17 protein-coding genes and 2 pseudogenes are annotated in these 20,988 nt (G+C 61.6%); 6 read left to right on the top strand and 13 right to left on the bottom strand.

Features of this window, described 5'->3' with window-relative positions; translation table 11 throughout:
- Positions 1-66: 66 nt before the first annotated feature.
- From CGLUCO_RS12945 to CGLUCO_RS12935, 3 genes and pseudogenes are all read right to left on the bottom strand, one after another.
- On the bottom strand, positions 67-2,592 hold the full coding sequence (locus tag CGLUCO_RS12945; RefSeq protein ID WP_084037279.1) for a murein biosynthesis integral membrane protein MurJ: 2,526 nt from the start codon (positions 2,590-2,592) through the stop codon (positions 67-69).
- A 27-nt stretch (positions 2,593-2,619) separates the two neighbouring features.
- Positions 2,620-4,662 carry a hypothetical protein gene (locus CGLUCO_RS12940; RefSeq protein WP_084037281.1) on the bottom strand — a complete coding sequence of 681 codons (2,043 nt, stop codon included), beginning with the start codon at positions 4,660-4,662 and terminating at the stop codon, positions 2,620-2,622.
- A pseudogene (locus tag CGLUCO_RS12935) lies at positions 4,659-5,156 on the bottom strand (NUDIX hydrolase); the annotation flags it as partial. The pseudogene CGLUCO_RS12935 and the gene CGLUCO_RS12940, both read right to left, overlap by 4 nt.
- 130 nt (positions 5,157-5,286) lie before the next feature.
- Between CGLUCO_RS12935 and CGLUCO_RS12930 the strand changes: the two are divergent.
- From CGLUCO_RS12930 to CGLUCO_RS12915, 4 genes and pseudogenes are all read left to right on the top strand, one after another.
- On the top strand, positions 5,287-6,720 hold the full coding sequence (locus CGLUCO_RS12930; RefSeq protein WP_084037283.1) for a CCA tRNA nucleotidyltransferase: 1,434 nt from the start codon (positions 5,287-5,289) through the stop codon (positions 6,718-6,720).
- Positions 6,717-7,394 carry a YqgE/AlgH family protein gene (locus tag CGLUCO_RS12925; protein WP_070740925.1) on the top strand — a complete coding sequence of 226 codons (678 nt, stop codon included), beginning with the start codon at positions 6,717-6,719 and terminating at the stop codon, positions 7,392-7,394. Before CGLUCO_RS12930 ends, CGLUCO_RS12925 begins: the two co-directional genes overlap by 4 nt.
- A 2-nt stretch (positions 7,395-7,396) precedes the next feature.
- Positions 7,397-8,058: pseudogene (locus CGLUCO_RS12920) on the top strand (AzlC family ABC transporter permease).
- Positions 8,048-8,383, top strand: a complete 336-nt coding sequence (locus CGLUCO_RS12915) for a branched-chain amino acid transporter permease (RefSeq protein WP_005391607.1) — start codon at positions 8,048-8,050, stop codon at positions 8,381-8,383. Before CGLUCO_RS12920 ends, CGLUCO_RS12915 begins: the two are co-directional and overlap by 11 nt.
- Here CGLUCO_RS12915 and CGLUCO_RS12910 read toward each other — a convergent pair.
- From CGLUCO_RS12910 to CGLUCO_RS12870, 9 genes are all read right to left on the bottom strand, one after another.
- The gene (locus CGLUCO_RS12910) at positions 8,380-8,676 is read right to left on the bottom strand and encodes a hypothetical protein (protein ID WP_084037285.1); all 297 of its coding nucleotides are present in this window, start codon (positions 8,674-8,676) and stop codon (positions 8,380-8,382) included. The two genes, CGLUCO_RS12915 and CGLUCO_RS12910, sit on opposite strands and share 4 nt — an antisense overlap.
- A complete protein-coding gene (locus tag CGLUCO_RS12905) occupies positions 8,669-9,622 on the bottom strand; it encodes a bile acid:sodium symporter family protein (protein ID WP_084037287.1) in 954 nt (317 codons plus the stop codon). Before CGLUCO_RS12905 ends, CGLUCO_RS12910 begins: the two co-directional genes overlap by 8 nt.
- A 10-nt stretch (positions 9,623-9,632) precedes the next feature.
- Positions 9,633-10,013 carry a Rieske (2Fe-2S) protein gene (locus CGLUCO_RS12900; RefSeq protein WP_084037289.1) on the bottom strand — a complete coding sequence of 127 codons (381 nt, stop codon included), beginning with the start codon at positions 10,011-10,013 and terminating at the stop codon, positions 9,633-9,635.
- A 340-nt stretch (positions 10,014-10,353) separates the two neighbouring features.
- Positions 10,354-11,196: a tryptophan synthase subunit alpha gene (trpA, locus tag CGLUCO_RS12895; RefSeq protein ID WP_084037291.1), complete on the bottom strand. Its 843-nt coding sequence runs from the start codon at positions 11,194-11,196 to the stop codon at positions 10,354-10,356.
- A 3-nt stretch (positions 11,197-11,199) separates the two neighbouring features.
- Complete coding sequence (gene trpB / locus CGLUCO_RS12890) at positions 11,200-12,429, bottom strand: tryptophan synthase subunit beta (RefSeq protein ID WP_084037293.1); 1,230 nt, start codon at positions 12,427-12,429, stop codon at positions 11,200-11,202.
- Positions 12,422-13,804 (bottom strand): bifunctional indole-3-glycerol-phosphate synthase TrpC/phosphoribosylanthranilate isomerase TrpF, encoded by a 1,383-nt coding sequence (trpCF, locus tag CGLUCO_RS12885; protein WP_084037295.1) that lies wholly within the window; start codon positions 13,802-13,804, stop codon positions 12,422-12,424. The genes trpB and trpCF overlap by 8 nt, the downstream gene beginning before the upstream one ends.
- Positions 13,805-14,416: a glutamine amidotransferase-related protein gene (locus tag CGLUCO_RS12880; RefSeq protein ID WP_084037297.1), complete on the bottom strand. Its 612-nt coding sequence runs from the start codon at positions 14,414-14,416 to the stop codon at positions 13,805-13,807.
- Positions 14,416-15,897 (bottom strand): anthranilate synthase component 1, encoded by a 1,482-nt coding sequence (locus CGLUCO_RS12875; protein ID WP_084037299.1) that lies wholly within the window; start codon positions 15,895-15,897, stop codon positions 14,416-14,418. The genes CGLUCO_RS12880 and CGLUCO_RS12875 overlap by 1 nt, the downstream gene beginning before the upstream one ends.
- Before the next feature lie 230 nt (positions 15,898-16,127).
- Positions 16,128-16,550 carry an SdpI family protein gene (locus CGLUCO_RS12870; RefSeq protein WP_084037301.1) on the bottom strand — a complete coding sequence of 141 codons (423 nt, stop codon included), beginning with the start codon at positions 16,548-16,550 and terminating at the stop codon, positions 16,128-16,130.
- A 71-nt stretch (positions 16,551-16,621) separates the two neighbouring features.
- On the opposite strand from CGLUCO_RS12870, the gene CGLUCO_RS12865 reads away from it, so the two are divergent.
- Together CGLUCO_RS12865 and leuS are read left to right on the top strand one after the other, a co-directional pair.
- Positions 16,622-17,887 (top strand): dicarboxylate/amino acid:cation symporter, encoded by a 1,266-nt coding sequence (locus tag CGLUCO_RS12865; RefSeq protein ID WP_084037303.1) that lies wholly within the window; start codon positions 16,622-16,624, stop codon positions 17,885-17,887.
- 21 nt (positions 17,888-17,908) lie between these two features.
- Positions 17,909-20,683 (top strand): leucine--tRNA ligase, encoded by a 2,775-nt coding sequence (gene leuS / locus CGLUCO_RS12860; protein WP_084037305.1) that lies wholly within the window; start codon positions 17,909-17,911, stop codon positions 20,681-20,683.
- 67 nt (positions 20,684-20,750) lie between these two features.
- Here the strand turns inward: leuS and CGLUCO_RS12855 are convergent, their stop codons facing one another.
- Entirely contained in the window at positions 20,751-20,933 is a 183-nt protein-coding gene (locus CGLUCO_RS12855; RefSeq protein ID WP_198481455.1) for a hypothetical protein, read from the bottom strand.
- Between the last annotated feature and the right edge of the window lie 55 nt (positions 20,934-20,988).

Here is a 20,988-nt window from a genome sequence, read left to right as displayed (position 1 = left end):
TCGTGCGCTCGTACCTCGCGCACGCGTGGAAAAGGAACGCGCGCGGGGAAAAGGAGCGCGCGCGTTTTAGGTCATGACGCTGACGAGGAACATCGTCAGGGAGGCGATGAGGACGAGGATGCCGATGATGGCGGCGACGACGATGACCTTGCCCATCGCGGAGAAATCGCGGGCGCCGAAGCCGACGTGCTCCGGGGGTGCGGGGACGAACTCGTTGGTGACAGCAAAGGTCTCCGAACCTTCGGTGAGGTCGCGGGCGATGTCCTCGACGGGGCGGCCGGAGGCGTCGGCAAGCTCCTGACGGAGGGTGGAGAGCCACGGTGGGATGGGGGCGTCGGCAAGCAAACGATCGAGAGCGGAGGCGACGAGGGCGCGGGAATTCGAGGTGAGCCCCGCGATGGGGAACGCGTTGTGCACCGAACCATCCGTAGCGATGCGCAGCTGATCCGTGGAATGAACCCCCTCGAGGGAGGCGACCTCGGCGGCGGCCCGTGCCGCCTGCTCCGCGTCGAGGTGGGCCTCATCCAGGGACTTTCCCTTTACCCAATTGTTGATGATAAGGGAACCGTAACGGTAACCGACGACCTTGCCCGGCGCGGACGTCGGCCGATCCGTGAAGGTGAGGGACACAGGCGCATCGTTTTCCGTGTCCAGGGCCATCCAGAGGGAGGCACCCGGCCAGCCGCCGTAGGAGCGCAGCAGACGGAAGCGACCGGAGAGGATCGGGGCGCCCGGGACGAGGCGCGGGCGACGCACCTCACCAGCGCTCATCGGCGGGAGCGCACCCATCGTATCGACGATGTCCGTATCCGAACCGCGGCGCGTGAGGCGCTGGATGAAGCTCGGATCCGCCTTGTACATGATGACACCGGTGACGGCCAGGAAGATGATGCCGGAGATGCCCGTGCGGATGAGGAACCAGAGGGAGCCATCCACAGGGACGCGCTCCAGGAGGAGGTAATCGATGCCGAAAGCGACGGCGATGCCGACGAGCGACGCGCCGAGCGCGGACGCGCTGGCCTTGAGGATCGCCTTGTTGCCCAGGTGACCGAGCTTGCGGCGCAGCAACACCGTGCCGATGATCGCGCCGGCGAGGAAACCGAAACCGTTGGCGGCACCGAGGAGGACAACGACGTTGCGGGTGGAGCTTGCGACCACCGGGGCGAGCATGGAGAGGGCGATTTTGGTGATCGTGATGCCGGCGATGATGTACGTCGGCGTCCAGGCCTCCTCGCGGGCGTAGAAGACGCGCAGGTGAAGCAGGACCGCGGCGTACGGAAGGAGGGTGAAGGCACTGGCGGCCAGCGTGATGCCGATGAGGTTCGCCGACTCCGTGTCCATGTTCAGGTACCCGAAGAGGCCACGGCCCATGTAGGGGCCAAAGAACGTCATGAAGATAACGACGGGGATGAGCGCCATAAAAGTCAGGCGGGTGGCGAGGGTAAGGTCCGCGACCACCGCCTCATCGTCGCCCTCGGCGGCGTTGCGGGACAGGCGCGGCATGATGGCGGTGAGCAGCGTGACGCCGATGATGCCGTAGGGCATCTGGAGGAGGAGCCAGGCCTGCATGTAGATGTTCGGAGCGGCGGCATCCGCGGCGGCGGCGATGTTGATGGTGACGAAGTAGCCGATCTGGGAAATCGCCACGTAGACGACGATCGCCATGGCCATGCCGCCGAACTGCTTCAGGCGGGCATCCAGGCCCCACAGCGGCTTGAGGTTGATGTTCAGCTTTTTCAGCGCCGGGAGCATGATGAGCGTCTGGACGACGACGCCGAGGGTGGTGCCGAGGCCCAGCAGCGCAATGCGGGGGTTGAAAATACCCACCTCATCGGGGGCGAGATCGCCGGGGATCAGCCAATACAGGGCGAAGGTGGCAAGACACACCACGTTATTGAGGACCGGGGCCCAGGCGCCCGGCTTGAACACCCCGCGGGTGTTGCAGATCGCCATGAAGAGGGCGAAGACGCCGTAGAAGAAGATCTGCGGGAGGAGGAGATACGCAAAGGAGGTGGCTTGGGCGGTGTTGGCTTTGCCGTCGCCAAGCAACAGGAAGGTCAGGAGTGGGGAGCCGAGCGTGGCGAGGACGGTAACCACCGCGAGCAGGGAGAACGTGAGGGTGGCGAGGCGACGGATGAACTCCGCGCCGCCGTCCGCGTCCTCCTTTTGGGCGCGCACGAGGACCGGGACGACCAGAGCCGTCAGCACCGCACCGAGGACGATCTCGGTGATCAGGTTGGGCAGGACGTTCGCCGCGTTGAAGGTGGAGGCGACGGCCGCGCCTAGAGTGGCCGTGATAGCCAGGTTGCGGAGGAATCCCGTCATGCGGGAGATGAGGGTGGCGATCGCCATCGAGCCCGTTGAGCGGACGACGTCGGCGTCGGAGGCCTGCTGGCCTGCGTCTTTGGTGCTTTCGGGGGTTGCCTGTTTCGCGTTTGGGGCGCCGTTTTGCGGTGCACCGTTTATTGGTGCACCGTTTATTGGTGCACCGTTGGGGTCGCCGCTTGGTGCTCCGAGCGACGGGACCGGCGCGGGTGGCGTCGGCGCAACGATACGCCTTCTTGCTCCTTGATTATCAGACACGTAAGCCATTCTAAAAGGCCAGGCGCAAAACTCCTACTAATGTTTGCGCCGCAACGCCAGACGAACCACGAAGAAGACCACGAGGAGACCGGCGATTAACCACGCCCACCAGTTCGAACCCTTCGTCTGAACGGTCAGACTCACCGGGTCACTAATCGGCGCGCCCGTGTCATTAGCCAGCCACAACCGCATCGATGCCGTCTCCTGCGCCCGCGGCACATCCGCCGTCACCTGAGTCGTAATCGACCCCTGCGCCGGAATCTTCAACGCCCCCGGCGGTGTCACCCGCGCCTCCGACGACTCCGCCTGGATCGTCGCCTCCACAGGCAACGGCAAACCATTCTGCGCCACAATCACCACAGGAGAGCTATTCGACGTCCGCGTGTAGACGTTCCCCGGCGGCATGAGGCGCACCGACGCCCGCAACGCCTGGATCAAATCCCGGTTCTTATCCAGCTTGCGGCGCGTCTCCTCCGTCGTCCGCTCATACAGGTCCAATGCACGCCGCTTATACAAACTCAGCGACTCCGCAATCGACGTGCGCACCGGCGCAGTGAACTCCTCCGGCGACAACGCGATATTCGGGTCCTCCACCATGAGGTTATTGAGGTCACCCACGTAGCGCTGCTGCTGCGCCGCGTTGGTCACCTCCACGTCGGTGAGCGCCGTCGGATCAACAAGCGGCTGCCCGGGGGTATAGGGCGCGACATGGAGCTGGGCGCTCGGGCCTGCGGCCCGGGAGATCGCCGCCGCGTCCTCGGCTGACCAGAGGCGGGGTGGGAGGATGATGGGTGGGGTGTGTGCTTGGTCTGCTTGGTCTGCTGCTTGCTCTGGTGTTGCGTTGCGCGCTTGGGCGTTGGCTTGGGCGCTCGCTTGGGCGCGCGTGAATTGTACTGCCGCGACGGCGGAGGCGCGCCGGGCGGCCGGGGTATCCAGGCGGTAATCGAAACGCGTCAACGGATCCGAATACCCCACCGTCAACGGATGCTCACCCACGATAGCAAGCTGCGCCGACAACGCATCCCCCGTGATCGCGCCCGTGCCCGCAGGAAGCGCCGCCGCCACCTCCGGGGTGACATAACCCGACGACGGAATGATGAGATTCTTCGCAATCGGCGTGTTCAGCTCCTCCTCCAGCACCGAGGAATCCAGCGCCTCGGGGAGGACACCCGCCTTCAACGCTGCGGACAGATCCGCACCCGCCCACGGCAGCGGGATGACGCACGCCCCGTGGGAGACGGCATCAACCTTGTCCAGGAAGCGCTGGGCGGCCTCCGCGCCGCGGCCTGGGGTGGAGGTGACCTCCTTCTTCGCCGTCCAGCGCTCGCGTAGGCGGACGGTGGGCTCCACGGAGGAGACGCGGGTGGCGGTGACGGTGTAGCCGCCCGCCATGCGGGAAACGGTATCGATGAGCTGCGGGTCGATGGCGAGGCACGTGTGGCCGCCCGGGTAGAGGTCCACGAGCTGGTCGAGGCGGCCGCCCGGTTCGATTTCTGCGGTGAAGCCCTCGTTAGCTAGGAGGAGTTCCGGGCGCTCCGGTGCCGTCCCCGTCTCGCCGGGGACGAGGGGGATATCGGCGGCGAGGGGCCAGATGAGGGTTCCCGCTTGCGCGGTAGCCGTGGAATCGGAGGGGATGAAGACGAGGAAGCGGGTGGTCTCCTCCCCTGCCCTGACGAGGACGGCGTGGATGCCGGGGGTGGTGAGACCGAGCTCATCGTAGGTAAAGGAGAAGTCCCCAGGGGCGAAAATGGGGCCGGCGAGGGGGTAGGCCTCCGGGTTCAGGCCGAGGAGGTTGAAGGCGCTGGGGAGATCGCCAACAGGAGGGGCGGTGAAGATCTGGACCTGCTCAACGTCGGTGGCGGTTTCCACCGTGCCGACGACGGTGCCGCCGGTGGTGGTGAGCTGGGTGAGCTTCACGGCGCCGGTGTCGCCGACGCGGAGCATCGGGTTCACCCACTGCTCGGCGACGACCTCGCGGGAGGGCGCTACGGGGGCGGGAAGAGCGGCGCGGGCGGGCGTCGACAAGCTTGGAAAGCAGAGAAGTGCGGCGCAGAGGGCGGTTGCGAGGGCGCGTCTCACCGTGGCGTGACCCTCCCCGCCTGCTTCTCGGCGCGGGCGAGGTCCGGCAACGTATCGTGCGCGATGCGTGCAAGTTTGCGCTCGTCGGAGTACGCGAGGCGCTCCACGAGGTGGGCGGCGGGGACCCAGGCGACCTCGGTGACCTCGGGGTCTTCGTCGTTAAGCTCACCATCGACGTAGCGCAGGAGATGATGATGGACCGTCTTGTGGACGCGACGCCCCTCAGATATAAACCAATAATCAATCGTCCCGAGATCAGAAAAGACCTCACCGACGATGCCCGTTTCCTCCCAGACCTCCCGCTCAGCCGTGTGACGATGGTCCTCACCAGGCTCAACGTGGCCCTTGGGCATCGACCACAGGAGGCGACCGCGACGATCAACACGACCAATCAAAGCAACATAGACAGCGTTCAAATCAACATTGCCTTGTTCATCGACGGCCTCCGGAAGACCAGAAATCACCAACCCACCAGCAGACGTCTCCACCGACACCGGCCCACGACGACGCTTCCTACTACTATGCGTACGCTTCGCAGTCCTCGCATTACGCGCCGTGCGGGTCGCCCGGGACGTGCGAGGACGCCGACGACGACGCCGCCGCCGACGGGGCTCATTCTCGGTCATGAAACCGATGTTACCCACCTCCGGTAACATTAGCGAAGTGATTGAGCTGGAACCGTACAAAGAAATCCTCACCTCACTCGCCGGTGAATTCAACCGCCACGGCGAGGAGCTGTACCTCGTCGGCGGATCCGTCCGCGACAGCCTCCTCGGCAGACTCGCCGGCGACCTCGACTTCACCACCTCCGCCCTGCCCGACATCACCCACGACATCCTCTCGGAATGGGCCGACGCCGTCTGGGACACAGGAATCGAATACGGCACCATCTCCGCAGCTAAAGACGGGCAACAAGTCGAAATCACCACCTTCAGAGCAGACACCTACGACGGCAACTCACGCAACCCCGTGGTGAAATTCGGCGACACCCTCGAAGGCGACCTCGTGCGACGCGACTTCACCATCAACGCCATGGCCATCGCCCTCTCCCCCACAGGCGATCACACCTTCTGCGACCCGCTCGGCGGACTCACCGCGCTGCAAAACAGGATCATCGACACGCCCGACGCACCCGAAATCTCCTTCGGCGACGACCCACTTAGGATGCTGCGAGCAGCACGATTTGCAGCCCAGCTGGAATTCGACGTGGCCACACGGGTCGTCGACGCGATGACCACCATGGCCGCCGAAATCGACCGCATCACCCGCGAACGCATCCAAGCTGAACTGGACAAACTCATCTGCGGGGCCGCCCCCTGGCGCGGCATCGACCTCCTCGTGGAAACCGGAATCATGGACCGGATCTTCCCCGAAATCTCCGCACTCAAAGCCCTCGGCGACGAGCACAACCAGCACAAAGACGTCTACCAACACTCACTCACCGTGCTGCGCCAAGCCATGGAACAAGAAGAAGACGGACCGGACCTCGTGCTCCGGTGGGCCGCCCTCCTCCACGACATTGGCAAACCACAAACCAAACGCGTCCTGGACAACGGACAGGTCACATTCCATCAACACGACGTTGTAGGTGCAAAGATGGCGCGCAAACGACTACGCGCCCTCAAATACTCCAAACAGGACATAAAAGACATCTCGCAACTCATCTACCTACACATGCGCTTTTATGGATTCCCCGAAGGAGAATGGACAGACTCCGCCGTCCGGCGCTACGTCACCGACGCCGGTTCGTTGCTGCCACGGCTACACAAACTCGTCCGCGCCGACACCACCACCAGAAACAAGAAAAAGGCCAGGTGGATCTCACGCGCCTACGACGACCTCGAACAACGCATCGCGGAACTGGCTGAAAAAGAAGACCTCGCACGCGTGCGACCCGACCTCGACGGCAACGAAATCATGGAAATCCTCGGGATCACGCCCGGACCCGCCGTAGGAAAGGCATGGACGTTCATGAAGGAACTACGCCTCGACCGGGGGCCGCTGCCGCACGACGAAGCCGTCGCTGCCCTTAAGAAATGGTGGAAGGAACAACAATGACAAACGGCACATTTGAGGATCCCACGCCATCCATGGATATCGCGCCCGGGCGATTCATCATCGCCGCGCCCGGGAACACATACGGCTTTTTGCAACGATCCGTCCAACTTATCCTGCTTACCGAAGACGGCAACGCGCATACTATTGTGCTCGGGCGGATGACGGATATCCCGCTAAAAGGGATGATTGACAAATGGGTGCCGCTGGCGGGGAAGCCACACGCCTTCTTTCAAGGCGGCCTGAGTAATGCAAATTCCGTTATAGGTATTGCTGCGGCGGCTGCTTTTGGGGGGGCTGGTGTTGGCGGGCCTTCCGGGACTGCTGACGGGATTGGTGACGGCATTGGTGATGGGTCTGCTGGTTCTGATGACGGGTTCGGTAGCGGGTTTGGTATCCCCTTAGAGCGCTGCCCCAGCGTCGGAATCTTGCAGCTCACGGCCGACCCCGACGACTACATCGACACCATCGGCCAAGCACGCTTCTTTATCGGCACCACCCTTATGCCGCTCGACACACTACGCACCGGCATCGAAGAAGGCCACTTCCGCCTCACCGATGCCCGCCCCGACCTCATCTTCGCACCACGCACCACCGATATCTGGCGCGAATGCATGCGGCTCCTCCCCGGAACCGCACCACTCTGGTCGACGCACACACCATACGGAGAGAACTAACCATGTCACCCGCGCTACACGGGTTCAAACTCATGTGGCCCGTCGGACTCGGACTCATCCCTCTCGGACTCGCCTTCGGCGTCCTCATCGTCCAATCCGGATTTGCCTGGTGGTGGGCGCCCATCTTCTCCTTCGTCATCTACGCAGGAAGCGTCGAATACCTCGCCATCACCATGATCACCAGCGGAATGGGGCCACTCGCCGCCACCATCACCGGTGGCATGGTCAACTTCCGTCACATCTTCTATGGCATCACGTTCCCCCGGCATAACGTACGCTCCTTCCTGGGGCGCGCCTACGTCACCTATGCACTCACCGACGAGGTTTACGCCGTCGTCTCAGCAATGCGCATTACCTCCGGGCCCGCCATCGTCGCGATTACCGCCTGGTGTCAGGCGTTCTGGGGCATCCCCGGCATCTGCGGGGCACTGCTCGGCCAAGCGCTTCCCGACGGGTTGAAGGGCATGGAATTCGCGCTCGTCGCCCTCTTCGTCGTCCTCGCCTTCGAATCCTACGAATCCTCACGCTCACGTTCCTCGTCGTCCTCGCGATCACGTGCGCACTCGTAAGCTACGCCTTCTTCCCCGGCAACCTTCTCGTGCCCGCCCTCACCGCGTACTTCCTCATCCTCATCGGGCGCTGGAGGTTGAGCGATGCTTCCTAACTGTGTCACCTCCACAGACGTCTGGGCCGTCCTCATCCCCATCGGCCTCATCACCGTCTTCTTGCGGTGGATCCCCTTTGTCGCCACCAAAAAACTACGCAACTCCACCCTCATCGACTACCTCGGATCGACGATGCCACTCGGCGTCATGCTCATGCTCGTGGTGTACACGTACCTTGGACAGCGCCGCGCCCCCGGCGGGCTGCTCGCAGCCTCCATCGCGCTCGCCTTCACCGTCGGCGTGCACTGGTGGAAACGCTCCGCCGGGCTATCCATCCTCGGCGGAACGCTCCTCTACATGCTGCTTGTCAATCTCGTGTTTTAGGCCTCTTTTGCCCTCTCCCACTCGGCGGCGAACTCCTCCGGCGTAAGTCGCGTCGCCTCCACATCAGGGAAATCGTCGTACGTATCCGGATGCGGCACCGTATCAAGGGGCATCGCGGGATTACCGTGGGCAACGCCGTGATCGATGAAACCCGGGTAGGTATCCCCCATCTTCTCAATTAGGCGGAGGACCCGACAACTTTTCGCATCGGCCGTCTCCTCCAGCTCAGCGATACTCACCGGGGCAATGACGTCCTTATCCTTCAACTCAATCTTGATGTAATGCTTAAGCACGGTTCCTAGCGTACCTGGATGCCAACCACGAACACATCATGAGCTGAACCTGGTGGAAAATCATCAACGGCAAAATGAGGAGCGCCGTTGGCTGCCCCGCGAAGATCACCGCGGCCATCGGGAGGCCCGTCGCAAGCGACTTCTTCGTTCCACAGAACTCAATGGCGATCGTGTCCTCCTCACTGAAGCCCAACTTCAATGCAACAAAGCGCGTCAGCCACAGCATGAACGCCACGAGGATGATGGACAACACAACGAGGAAGACAACGTGGGAGACCGCAACAGAGGACCAGATCCCCTCCACCATGCCCTCCGAGAAGGCGACATAGACCACGAGGGCGATGGAACCCCGATCCACAACTTTCGTTGGACCCTTTTCAGCAAAGCTGTGAACCCAGCGTCGAGTAGCTTGACCAAGAACAAACGGCAACAAGAGCTGGATCGCGATGTCCGTGAATACCGAGGCGTCGATGTGGAACTCGCCGGACTGGCCCATGCACAGCATGACCAAAAGGGGTGTGGCAAAGACGCCCACGAGGTTCGAAGCCGACGCAGAGACGATCGCACCGGCCACATTCCCCCTGGCCACGGACGTAAAGGCGACCGAGGACTGCACCGTCGACGGCACCAAGGTCAGGTACAGGATGCCCATGTAAATGCCGTGCGGAATGAACAACGTCAACGGCCGCAGCGCCACGCCGATGAGCGGAAACACCACAAACGTAAACGCCAAAATGAGCAGGTGTAGCCGCCAATGCTTGAGGCCAGCAAGCGCCTCGGAGGTGGACAAGCGAGCGCCATACAAATAGAACAACAATGCGATGGCCAGGGAGGACGCCAACCTGAAGGCATCGGCCACCTGGCCGCGGGCCGGGAAGAAAATCGCGAGCACCACCGCGACGATGATGAGGACAATCAGAATATCTATGTTTAGGCGCTTCAACATGCCCTAAAGCTTACGGGGTCGCCGTGAGGGAATCCCCCTCCTGGGCGACCTGCGCCGGCGTCAACGGGTCGCGTGCCGGGCTGTTCAGCACGGAACCGTCCACGATGGAAAACTCCGACCCGTGCTTCGTGCACTTCACCCGGTCGCCCTCCACCTTGCTAATCATGTTGTGCTGATGGGGGCACACCGCTGAGTAGGCGACGTACTGGCCCTTCTGCGGTTGGGCGATGATAAAGCCGTCAACGATCACGGCGGAACCCACCGGAACATCGTCGACACTGACATTGGCGGATTTGGACCCGCAGGCGGCAAGGAGGGCACCGGCGAAGGTTGTGGCGGTGCCGAGGAGGAACATGCGGCGGGTGCACGGCGTGGAAACTTTTTCAGTCATGGGTTCAGTATAGGCGGTTGGGTGCTAAGCTGCGGTATTGCGAATCGAACAAATGAGCTAATAGCGAATAGAAAGGGTGTGCGGTACATTTCTCGGAGCATCGGCATGGTCGATGTGGGTGTAATTGTGTGTTGCACGGAGGCGCTCGGTGGGGTGGGGCCGCTCCGGCATGGAGCGGTCCTGCGTCAGGGGGTGCGCGGTGGCTGTCGGTGGCTCGCGGTGGCGCTCGGTGGTTGTGAGATACAGAGGCCCCGGGCCGATTCGACCTTTTTGAGGAGGTTTTGGCCCGGGGTGTGGGTATAGATTAATTACGTCACTGTGACGAATGCATTGGGGTCAGTTACGCCTTCTTCGTAGCAGCCTTCATCTCCCCCACGAACTCCCTCAGCTCGCGGAGCATCCCGTCCTCATCGGAGACGGTGCGCGGCTCGGGGTGGGACCCTTCGACATGGCGCTCGATAATCTTCGTGACCGCCGAGCCCGAAATGGCACCGGAGGCACCGGCTGCGATCGCGTCGGCGACGTGCTTCGGGGTGGAGATGCCGAAGCCGAGGACAACTGGTGCCCCACCGAACCGCTGCAGATTGCTTACCACATCGTGGAGGCCGGTCGTCTCAGAGGCGCGCTCCGTGCCGGTTACGCCATCACGGGAGATCGCGTAGATGTAGCCCTCAGAACTGTGAGCAACACCCTCGAGCGTGTCCTCGGAAGCGTGGGGCGGGGCGATATAGATGGGGTCCACTCCCGCTTCCTTAGCGGCGCTGGTGAAGGGAGTAGACTCCCGCACCGGAACGTCGGGAAGCAAAACAGAGTCAGCACCGGATTGCTGGACCTCCTGATAGAAGCGATCCAAACCATGAACCACCGCAACATTCGAGTAAATGAGGAGCCCGATGGGGAGGTCGGGGTGGCGGCCGCGGAGGCGACGGATGATGCCGAAAGCGTCGGCGACCGAGACCTTCGCATCAAGGGCGCGCACGTGGGCGGCCTGAATGGTGGGGCCATCGGCGATCGGATCGGAGAAGGGAACGCCGAGCTCAAGACCGTCGGCGCCGGCCTCGATGAGGGCCTCCACGATCTTCTCGGAGGTCTCCACATTCGGGTCGCCGAGCATGACGAAGGGGATGAACGCCCCCTCCTTCTTCTCCTCTAGGGCAGAAAACAGCTGTTCGTAGCGTTTCATCAGTTATACCTCCAACTTGAACTCAGGGTGTTCCTGCAGCGTATGACGAATATAATCAACGTCCTTATCGCCGCGGCCGGACAGGGAAACCAGAATGTTGATGTGCTCCTTCTTCCCCTCTGCCTCCTTGGCGCGCTTGAGGGCGTAGGCGAAGGCGTGCGAGGACTCCAGCGCGGGGATGATGCCCTCCTTGAGGGAGAGGAGCTGGAAAGCCTTCAGGGCTTCCTCGTCGGTAATCCCTACGTAGGTGGCGCGGCCGGAATCGCTCAGGTAGGCGTGCTGAGGGCCAACGGCAGGGTAATCAAGGCCGGCGGAGATAGAATAGGATTCCTCTACCTGTCCGTCATCCGTGCGCATGAGATAGGTCTTTGCGCCGTGGAGAACGCCCGTCTTGCCCTCGTGGATTGCGGCGCCGTGCTGGCCGGAGTCGAGACCCTTGCCGGCCGGTTCGGTGCCGATGAGCTCGACACCCTCCTCGTCGATGAAGTCGGCGAACATACCGATGGCGTTGGAGCCACCGCCGACACAGGCGACGACGACATCCGGAAGGGCGCCTGTGATCTCCTTCATCTGTGCTTTTGCCTCGCGGGAAATGACGCGGTGGAACTCGCGCACAATTGTGGGGAACGGGTGCGGGCCGGCCGCCGTTCCGAGCAGGTAATGCGAGGTGGCGTAGGTGGCCGTCCAATCACGCAGCGCCTCGTTCACGGCATCCTTCAGGGTGCCGGAGCCGGTGTCTACGGCGACAACCTTCGCGCCCATGAGCTCCATGCGGTATACGTTGGGCTGCTGGCGTTCCACGTCAACCTTGCCCATGTAGATGACGCACTCGAGGCCCATAAGGGCGCAGGCTAACGCTGTTGCGGTGCCGTGCTGGCCGGCACCCGTCTCGGCGATAATGCGGGTTTTACCCGTGCGTTTTGCAAGCAGTACCTGACCCATAACCTGGTTCGTCTTGTGGGCACCGCCGTGGACGAGATCCTCGCGCTTGAGGAAGATGCGGGCGTAGCCCCTCCCCTCCCCCTCGACGGGGAGGTTGCAGCATTCGGTAACTGGGGTCGGGCGGCCGAGATAATCTTTGAGAAGGTGGTTAAGCTCATCCAGGAATTCCGGATCATCCATCGCTTCTACAAAGGCCTTTTCCAATTGGTCGAGGGCCGGAAGAAGAGTCTCGGGGACGAACTGTCCGCCGTATTCTCCGAAGTAGGCCGGGAGAATTGTTTGCCTAATCATGTGTGTACCTCCTAATGGTGTTAAATGCAGAGTATAGGGTATGTGCGTCCTTGTGGCCTTCCTCGTTTTCGACCTGGGAATTGAAATCCAGGCCGCGGGGGGCGAGGGCTAAGGCCTCGGCCACGTTATCCGGACCAAGCCCACCAGCGAGGAAGGACGTGTGAACAATCGTGGCCGGAATAGTGTTCCAATCAAAGCTCTCTCCGGTTCCACCCTCCCCGTTATCAAGGAGGAGGGTGACACCCTCGGCTGCGAGGGCCTCGGCGATGTCCACCGCATTGGGCTTAGACATCGAGATCGCCCGCCATATCTCGGTATCGGGGCCGACAGCCTCCGATGCTTCCTTTATTAGCTGCTTCTCCTCCTCGATGGTGGATTGAAGAGGTGCGTGAATCTGGATGGCGTGGAGTTGGAGGTCTGCGAGGTCCTCCCAACCTGCCGTTCGCCGTGATACGCCGACGTAGCGCAACCCCGGTTCCGCCTTCATGATTTCCCCGGCGGTTTCACGTGAAACGTTTCGCGGTGAGGTGTCTTCGAAAACAAGACCGCCGTAGACCGCACCCGCAGCGCGGGCGACCTGAGCCGCGTGTCCGGTGCGGAGACCGCAAACCTTGTTCTCGCCGAAGAGCAGCGTGCGAGCATTCGTGTCTACGTCACCCTGCTTTACTAAGTTCGTGCCTACAAGGAAGCCGTCCACTATCCCGCCGAGGCGGGCAATGTCCTGTTTTGTGCGGATGCCGGATTCCGAGATGAGTCGGACACCCTCGGGGGCGAATTGGGCGAGATACTCGGTCCGGCTGATGTCGACGGATAGATCGTTGAGATCGCGGTTGTTGATACCAATGATTTTGGCGCCCAACCTCGTTGCCCTCTCCATCTCCTCACCGGAAATGACTTCTGTGAGGATGTCGAGGTTGAGGTTGGTGGCGAATGTTGACAGCCGTGTGTATTCGTCGTCCGTCAGGACGGAAAGCATGAGGAGGATGGCATCTGCGCCGAAGTAGCGTGCAGCCTGGATTTGCACCGTATCTACGATGAAGTCCTTGCATAGAACGGGGAGATGGGTGGAGCGATGCACCGTTGCCAGGTGGTCGTAGTCGCCGTTGAAATAGTCGGGTTCGCACAGGACAGAGATGCCTGCGGCGTAGCGAGAATAGACAGATGCCAAACGGTCTGGGTGGTAGTCCGGCCGGATGGAGCCCAATGACGGGGATGCGGACTTGCACTCCATGATGACGCTTGGTTCGGGAGCACCGAGGTTGTCGTAGAGGGAGCGAGTGGAGGGCTGCAGGCTCGGCCTCTCCCCTATCCGGCGCCGTATGCCGTCGAGGTGTGTCCGGCGATTCGCGACGATCTTATCTAGTACTGTTGGCATCTACTTGCCCATCTCCTTTGTCATAAGGTCAAGAATTCGATTCAGGATAACGGGTCCCTGAGGGGTGAGGATGCTCTCCGGGTGGAACTGCACCCCAAAGGCGGGAGCCCCATCCGTGGGGAACACGGCTGTCATGGCAACGGGCCCGAGGTCCGAAGGGCAGGAGCCGAGGGGGCGAATGTCCTCCGGCAGCTCCGCAACAGGGATGCCGAGGGAGTGGTACCGAGCCACGGGAATAAGTCCGGTGGGATCGGTCAACCCCTCGAAGATTGGGGAGGTTTCACGTGAAACGTCCATTCCGTCCGTCTTCCCGTGGACGGGACCGCAGGGTCGCACGCTCACACCGTTGTGCAGGAGGAGCGCCTGGAAGCCGAGGCAGACGCCGAGAATGGGCTTCTTGCCGTACGCACGGTCAACGAGCTCCATGAGGTAGCCCGCATCGCGTGGATGTCCGGGTCCCGGGCTGAGCACGATTGCATCGGCGGGAACGGCGAGAACGTCGGCCGCCGGAACGGTATTGCGGAAAACCTTGCAATCGTGGCCGAGGCCGACGAGGGTGTCTACGAGGTTGTAGACAAAGGAATCATGATTATCAAGCAGTGAAATTTTCATTAGCGCTCCACCGTGAGTTCAGCACCCTGAGCCTCGGCGATGGCGCTAAGGGTTGCAAGTGACTTGTGATAGGTTTCGTTTGCCTCCGACTGCGGATCTGAGTCGCGCACGATGCCGGCACCGGCCTGGACGTGGGCGATGCCGTGCTGCACGAAGGCCGACCGAATAACGATGCAGTTGTCCATATTGCCGGCGCCGTCGAAGTACCCGACGGAGCCGCCGTAGGAGCCGCGTCGAGTTCCCTCCACCGAGCGCAGAAGTTCGTTTGCCCGAAGTTTCGGGGCGCCGGTGAGGGTACCCATATTCATGCATGCGCGGTACGCGTCAAACGCATCGAAGTCTGGGGCGAGGGTGGCGGTGACGCGGGAAACGAGATGCATGACCCGCGAATAGCGGTCAATGCGCATAAGGTCCTCTACCCTGCGGGTATTGGGGGCCGCCACGCGGGCGACGTCGTTGCGGGCGAGGTCGACGAGCATGGTGTGCTCCGCGAGCTCCTTCGCATCGGTGCGCAGCTCGAGCTCGGCGCGGATGTCGAGTTCCTCGGTTGCACCGCGAGGCCGGGTCCCGGCGATGGGGCACAATTGGAGGAAGCGGGTGGCGGCGTCGTATTTGAGGTTGGATTCGGGAGAGGCGCCGAACAATTCGTAGGGGGTGCCCTCGGCGTCTAGTCCGCGGATATAAAACATGTAGGGCGAGGGGTTGGTTTCGCGGAGGCGTCGGTAGGCGACGAAAGCATCCGGGCAGCTCATGGAGAAGGTGCGTGCGGGGACGACCTGGTAGATGTCACCGTTGTAGATATTCTGCTTAAGCTTTTCGACGTCCTGTTTAAAGGTCTCATCCCCCGGGCTTGCGATAGCGGCGACGGGACCGGAAGCGAAAGCTGGGATGGGATGCGGCGGCAGATCCTCGGCGATTTGCTGGGCGTAGCGGTCGATGAGGTCCTCGTCGTAGCCGTAGAGCGTGGCCGTATTTGAGGTGTGATCCACAACGAGGAGAACCTCCGCGAGGAGGAACTGATAATCGGGGTACCGATTGGCGGATGCCGATACTTCTGGCAGCTCCTCGAAGGTTTCCAGGTAGTCAAAAGCAATGCCGCCCGCGAGGTACGGCAGGCGTGCACCCCCCTCCCCTACCCCGAGGGCGGCTCGGAGAACATCCATCGTGGAGGGTTCCTTAAGCCGCTCTGCCTCCTCGGCGGCCGTTGCCCGGGAGTAGCTAAAGCTGACGCCCTTCTGCTCCATTTCGGAGATGACTGCCGCACCCCGGGGGCTCAGTGCCTCCGCGGCGACGGTGAATCCGGAACACGTGAAGCGGGCGGAGGCCTTTAATACTGCGATGGATTGCAGGCCTTCCTTTGATTGGATGTCTGCGGATTCCAGGAGTACGGATGAGCGGGCGGAGGTGTCGCCGAGGGCGTGGAAGAGCGCGGAGGCGTCCTCGTGGTAGCGGACTGGCCGCGAAATTTCAGTGAACTGCATCTAATTCCTTTTCCGGGTGGTGTCTCCGCGGAAAGGAGGGTAAAAAAATTCCCGCGGAATCTGAATTCAACGCGGGGTACAAAGCTCAGCTAATTTGGCCCGCGTGTTATATCGCGAGCCACCACCAGGAGCGGGTGAGTTGAGCTGTATACATGGGAGGTACTTTAGCAGTGTTGCTGGACAGCCGGGGCGAAATACCCCCTAATGGGGAGCACGCTAGAACACGCGTTCTATTCTGGCTTTTGTGCCTGTGCAGCCCTGCGCACTGCATCGACATCCACAGAGGGAGAAGCGGTAGGAGTAGACGGTGCGGGATCCTGGGACGGTTCCTCCGAGTCGTCGTAAAGCGCGGAGAACCGTGCCCCACTGCCGACGCCGAGCGCGAGGAAGACGAGCCCCAAGAGGATCGCGATAACGGCGAGGATCCAGGAGCCGCGTGCGGAGAAGAGGGCGGCGAAGACGAAGGCGAGGGCGCCGATGAGCCAGAATGGGCCGGCGACGAAGTGGGCGCGATCCCAAGCTTCTTTGGATTTGCGTGTGCCTGCGGTGGTGATGCCGATGTGTGAATTGCCGGGGAAGTGCCGTGTCCAGCCGAGGATGCCGGCGATGGCGAGGCAGAGGGCGAGAAGTGCGCAGACAACAGTAACAATCATGCTAATAAGCCTACCGTGTCCGAGCGCCAAGACACATTTGAATAATATTCACAGTGGACTATAATCCTCGTATGGATTTTAAGAAGTTAAGCGGAAGTCTCCTGTTCCGCATCATTGTCGCCATTATCCTCGGTATAGTTGCGTCGATAATTTTTCATGGGTCTGGATGGGGAATCACCATCGCCCGAATCTTTGTCACTTTTAACGGTTTGTTCGGAAACTTCCTCGGCTTCTTCATCCCGGTTCTCATCTTCGCGCTCATCGCCCCGGCGATCGCGTCCTTGGGCCGGGGTGCCGGCAAGTGGCTGGGCATTACGACGGCCATTGCCTACGTGTCCACGATCATTTCCGGTCTCATCGCCTACGCCATCGCCAGCGGCTTGTACGGCTGGCTCCTGGCCGGCAACACGACGGCGAAGGTAGAGGATATCGACGAGGGCGCGTTGCAGCCGTTTTTTGAGATCGAGATGCCGGCCCCGATGGATGTGATGACGGCGCTGCTGCTCGCCTTCACCGTCGGTGTGGCGATGACGGCGGTGAAGTCGGATACCCTCTACCGCGGCTGCCAGGATCTGCAGCGCGTGATCATGCACGTGATCAGCGGCTTCATCATCCCGCTGCTGCCGATTTACATCTTCGGCATGTTCCTCTCCCTGGGCATGAACGGCAACCTGCTCAATACGCTCACTGCGTTTGGCAAGGTTTTGCTCCTGGCCGTGATCATGACGTGGATCATCCTCGTGGCGCAGTACCTCATCGCCGGCGGCATCGCAGGTAAGAACCCGTTCACGGCGCTGAAGAATATGCTCCCGGCGTACGCGACGGCGCTCGGCACCTCCTCGTCTGCGGCGACGATTCCGATTACGTACGCGGGTGCGAAGCGGAATGGTGTGACGGATGCGGTTGCCGGTTTTGTCATTCCGCTGTGTGCGACGATTCACCTGTCTGGTTCGATCCAGAAGATTGCGCTGTTCGCCTTTGCCATTGTGTACATGGATGGCATAGATATGCCGCCGAGCTTGGCCATTGGTTTCATCCTCATGCTGGGTATCTTCATGATCGCCGCGCCTGGTGTTCCGGGTGGCGCGATCATGGCGGCTGTCGGTTTGTTGCAGTCGATGTTGGGCTTTAACGACGAGCAGGTGGCACTGATGATCGCTGCCTACATCGCCATCGATTCCTTTGGTACCGCTTGTAACGTCACTGGTGACGGCGCTATCGCAATGGTGATTAACAAGTTTGCCAAGGGTGATATCCAGCGCACGGACCGCCAGGAGGAGACCTCTCCTCTGGATTATCAGTCGGAGGGCACCGCCTCGTTGTACGAGGGTAAGTGACATCTACTACACTGTTGGAGCATGACGAATGACTCTTTCACGTATCGGTATGGCGCGGACCTCGCGCGGAAAATTGAGCAGAAGTGGCAGGGGTTTTGGGCGGATAATAATGTGTTCGCCGCGCCGAACCCGGTGGGGGATCTGAAAGAGCCAAACAGTGATCAACTAAGCAAGCCGAAGCGGTTTGTGCAGGACATGTTCCCGTACCCGTCGGGTGCGGGGCTGCATGTCGGGCACCCGCTCGGCTATATTTCTACCGACGTCTTTGCGCGGTACAGCCGCCACAACGGCTTCAATGTGCTGCATACGCTGGGTTATGATGCCTTTGGCCTGCCGGCCGAGCAGTATGCGATTCAGACGGGGACGCATCCGCGGAAGACGACGGAGAAGAACATCCAGAACATGGAGCGCCAGCTGGGGCAGCTGGGGCTGGGGCACGATAAGCGGCGTGCGATCCGCACTATTGATACAGATTATTACCGTTGGACGCAGTGGATTTTCCTGACTATTTACAACTCCTATTTCGATGAGGGCGAGCAAAAGGCGAAGCCGGTCGCAGAGCTCCGCAAACAGCTCGAAGGGCAATACACAGAGCGCGAGATCGAGGACATTATTGATTCGAAGCGCCTCGTGTACCGCACAAAATCGCTGGTCAACTGGTGTCCCGGTCTGGGTACGGTGCTCGCGAACGAGGAGGTCACCGCGGAGGGTCGTTCGGAGCGCGGTAATTTCCCGGTGTTCCGCAAGGAGCTGTCACAGTGGATGATGCGCATCACGGCCTACGGCGATCGGCTTATCGACGACTTGGACCTCCTCGACTGGCCGGAAAAGGTCAAGTCCATGCAGCGCAACTGGATCGGCCGCTCCACGGGCGCCGAGGTCGACTTCACCATCGGTGGTGAAAAGGTCTCGGTCTACACCACCCGCCCGGACACACTCTTCGGTGCGACGTATATGGTTCTCTCCCCCGAGCATCCCCTCGTCGATAGGCTCACCTCCGGCGACCCGTATGAAAGCGGTACGGATGAGCGCTGGACTTTCGGTGCTAATTCTCCGAAGGAAGCGGTGGAGCAATACCGAATTAAGATTGCCGCCAAGTCCGACCTCGAGCGCCAGGAGAACAAGGAGAAAACCGGCGTCTACCTGGGCGTGACCGCCACCAATCCGCTCAGCGGTGCGGAAATTCCGGTCTTCATCTCTGATTACGTCCTCATGGGTTACGGCACCGGCGCGATCATGGCCGTGCCCGCCCACGATACCCGCGACTACGAGTTCGCCACGGTCTTCGGCCTGCCCATCGTGCAGGTCCTGGAGGGCGGGAACATCGCCGAGGAGGCCTTCACCGGCGACGGCACCCACATCAACTCCGGTTTCCTCGACGGCCTGAACAAGGACGATGGCATCAAAGCTGCCATCGCGAAGCTTGAAGAAGACAGCACCGGCCACGCCCAAAAGCAGTACAAGCTGCGCGATTGGCTGTTTGCCCGGCAGCGCTACTGGGGCGAGCCCTTCCCCATCGTCTACGACGACGAGGGTCGTGCCCACGCGCTGCCAGAGGAAATGCTGCCTGTGGAGCTCCCGGATGTGGAGGATTACAAGCCGGTGACCGCAGACCCGAACGATCGCAATTCGGAGCCGCACCCGCCGCTGGCAAAGGCCACGGATTGGGTAAACGTCACCCTTGACCTGGGCGACGGCCCCAAGCACTACCGCCGCGATACGAACGTCATGCCGCAGTGGGCCGGGTCTTCTTGGTACCAGCTCCGCTACATCGATCCGACCAACGAGGAAAAGTTCGTTGACCTTGAAAATGAGCGCTACTGGACGGGGCCACAAAGCGATAAGGATTGCGGCGGTGTCGACCTCTACGTCGGCGGTGTCGAGCACGCCGTCCTCCACCTCCTGTACTCCCGCTTCTGGCACAAAGTCCTGTTTGACCTGGGCTATGTCACAAGCTGCGAGCCGTACCGCAAGCTCTTCAATCAGGGCTACATCCAGGCCTACGCCTACACGGATTCTCGCGGCGTCTACGTCCCGGCCGCCGAGGTCGAGGAGAAGGATGGAAAGTTCTTCTACCAGGGCGAAGAGGTTAATCAGGAGTACGGCAAGATGGGTAAGTCGCTGAAGAATGCGGTCTCCCCCGACCAGGTCTGCGAGGACTACGGTGCCGACACTCTCCGTCTATATGAGATGTCTATGGGTCCGTTGGACATGTCGCGCCCGTGGGCGACGAAGGACGTCATCGGTTCGCATCGTTTCTTGCAGCGCGTCTGGCGCCTCGCCGTCGATGAAGGCACTGGTAACCCTGTTTTCTCCGAAAACAGCCTGACGGAGGACGACGAGAAGCAGCTCCACCGCACCATCGCCGGCGTCCGCGACGATTATGAGCACCTGCGTATCAATACGGTCGTCGCCAAGCTCATCGAGTTCACGAACCACCTGACCAAGGCCTACCCCGCCGGCGCCCCCCGCGCTGCCCTCGAGCCCCTGGCCATCATGCTTTCCCCGATCGCCCCGCACATCGCGGAGGAGCTGTGGTCCCGCCTCGGTCACGACGGTGGCATCACCTATGCTGCCTTCCCGGAGTTCGACGAGTCTCAGCTTGTCGACGACTCGGTCGAGCTTCCCGTCCAGGTCAACGGTAAGGTTCGCGCTCACATCACCGTTGCGGTCGACGCCGCCAAGGATGTGGTCCTGGAGGCAGCGCGCGCCGCGGCTGCGTCCAACATCGAGGGGAAGACCGTGGTCAAGGAGATCGTCGTCCCCGGTAGGCTCGTCAACCTCGTGGTGAAGTAAACCGTCTTCCGGGCGTTTTAATGGTGCCGGGTTCCGCCGTGGGTGTGGCGGGACCCGGCATTCCTCTTTACGCGCGCCTTTTTACGCGCGCCTGGGCGGGCCCCTTTTTACGCGCCTGAGGCTTGCCGAGGGCGCGCTTGCCGAGGGCGCGCTTGCCGAGGGCGCGCTTGCCGAGGGCGCGCTTGCCGAGGGCGCGGCTAATAACAATTTCTGTGCGTTTGTTATACGCCAGGTGGGACGCAACATTCATCCCCCTGGTAAATAAGCCCCTAGTTAAAAGTTACACACAGCGAACTCTGTCGTAT

The sequence above is a fragment of the Corynebacterium glucuronolyticum DSM 44120 genome (assembly GCF_030440595.1).
Classification (GTDB): Bacteria; Actinomycetota; Actinomycetes; order Mycobacteriales; family Mycobacteriaceae; genus Corynebacterium; species Corynebacterium glucuronolyticum.
The sequence above is the reverse complement of the archived record's forward strand: the minus strand, read 5'-3'. Positions and strand labels throughout refer to the sequence as shown.

Excerpts from the sequence above, each read along its gene's own strand:
- CGLUCO_RS12875 (WP_084037299.1), bottom strand. The coding sequence starts at position 15,897 with ATGCAGTTCACTGAAATTTCGCGGCCAGTCCGCTACCACGAGGACGCC.
- CGLUCO_RS12915 (WP_005391607.1), top strand. The coding sequence starts at position 8,048 with ATGCTTCCTAACTGTGTCACCTCCACAGACGTCTGGGCCGTCCTCATC.
- CGLUCO_RS12930 (WP_084037283.1), top strand. The coding sequence starts at position 5,287 with ATGAAACCGATGTTACCCACCTCCGGTAACATTAGCGAAGTGATTGAG.
- trpCF (WP_084037295.1), bottom strand. The coding sequence starts at position 13,804 with ATGCCAACAGTACTAGATAAGATCGTCGCGAATCGCCGGACACACCTC.
- CGLUCO_RS12925 (WP_070740925.1), top strand. The coding sequence starts at position 6,717 with ATGACAAACGGCACATTTGAGGATCCCACGCCATCCATGGATATCGCG.
- CGLUCO_RS12945 (WP_084037279.1), bottom strand. The coding sequence starts at position 2,592 with ATGGCTTACGTGTCTGATAATCAAGGAGCAAGAAGGCGTATCGTTGCG.
- CGLUCO_RS12870 (WP_084037301.1), bottom strand. The coding sequence starts at position 16,550 with ATGATTGTTACTGTTGTCTGCGCACTTCTCGCCCTCTGCCTCGCCATC.
- leuS (WP_084037305.1), top strand. The coding sequence starts at position 17,909 with ATGACGAATGACTCTTTCACGTATCGGTATGGCGCGGACCTCGCGCGG.
- trpB (WP_084037293.1), bottom strand. The coding sequence starts at position 12,429 with ATGATTAGGCAAACAATTCTCCCGGCCTACTTCGGAGAATACGGCGGA.
- CGLUCO_RS12900 (WP_084037289.1), bottom strand. The coding sequence starts at position 10,013 with ATGACTGAAAAAGTTTCCACGCCGTGCACCCGCCGCATGTTCCTCCTC.
- CGLUCO_RS12905 (WP_084037287.1), bottom strand. The coding sequence starts at position 9,622 with ATGTTGAAGCGCCTAAACATAGATATTCTGATTGTCCTCATCATCGTC.
- trpA (WP_084037291.1), bottom strand. The coding sequence starts at position 11,196 with ATGAAACGCTACGAACAGCTGTTTTCTGCCCTAGAGGAGAAGAAGGAG.
- CGLUCO_RS12865 (WP_084037303.1), top strand. The coding sequence starts at position 16,622 with ATGGATTTTAAGAAGTTAAGCGGAAGTCTCCTGTTCCGCATCATTGTC.
- CGLUCO_RS12880 (WP_084037297.1), bottom strand. The coding sequence starts at position 14,416 with ATGAAAATTTCACTGCTTGATAATCATGATTCCTTTGTCTACAACCTC.
- CGLUCO_RS12855 (WP_198481455.1), bottom strand. The coding sequence starts at position 20,933 with ATGAATGTTGCGTCCCACCTGGCGTATAACAAACGCACAGAAATTGTT.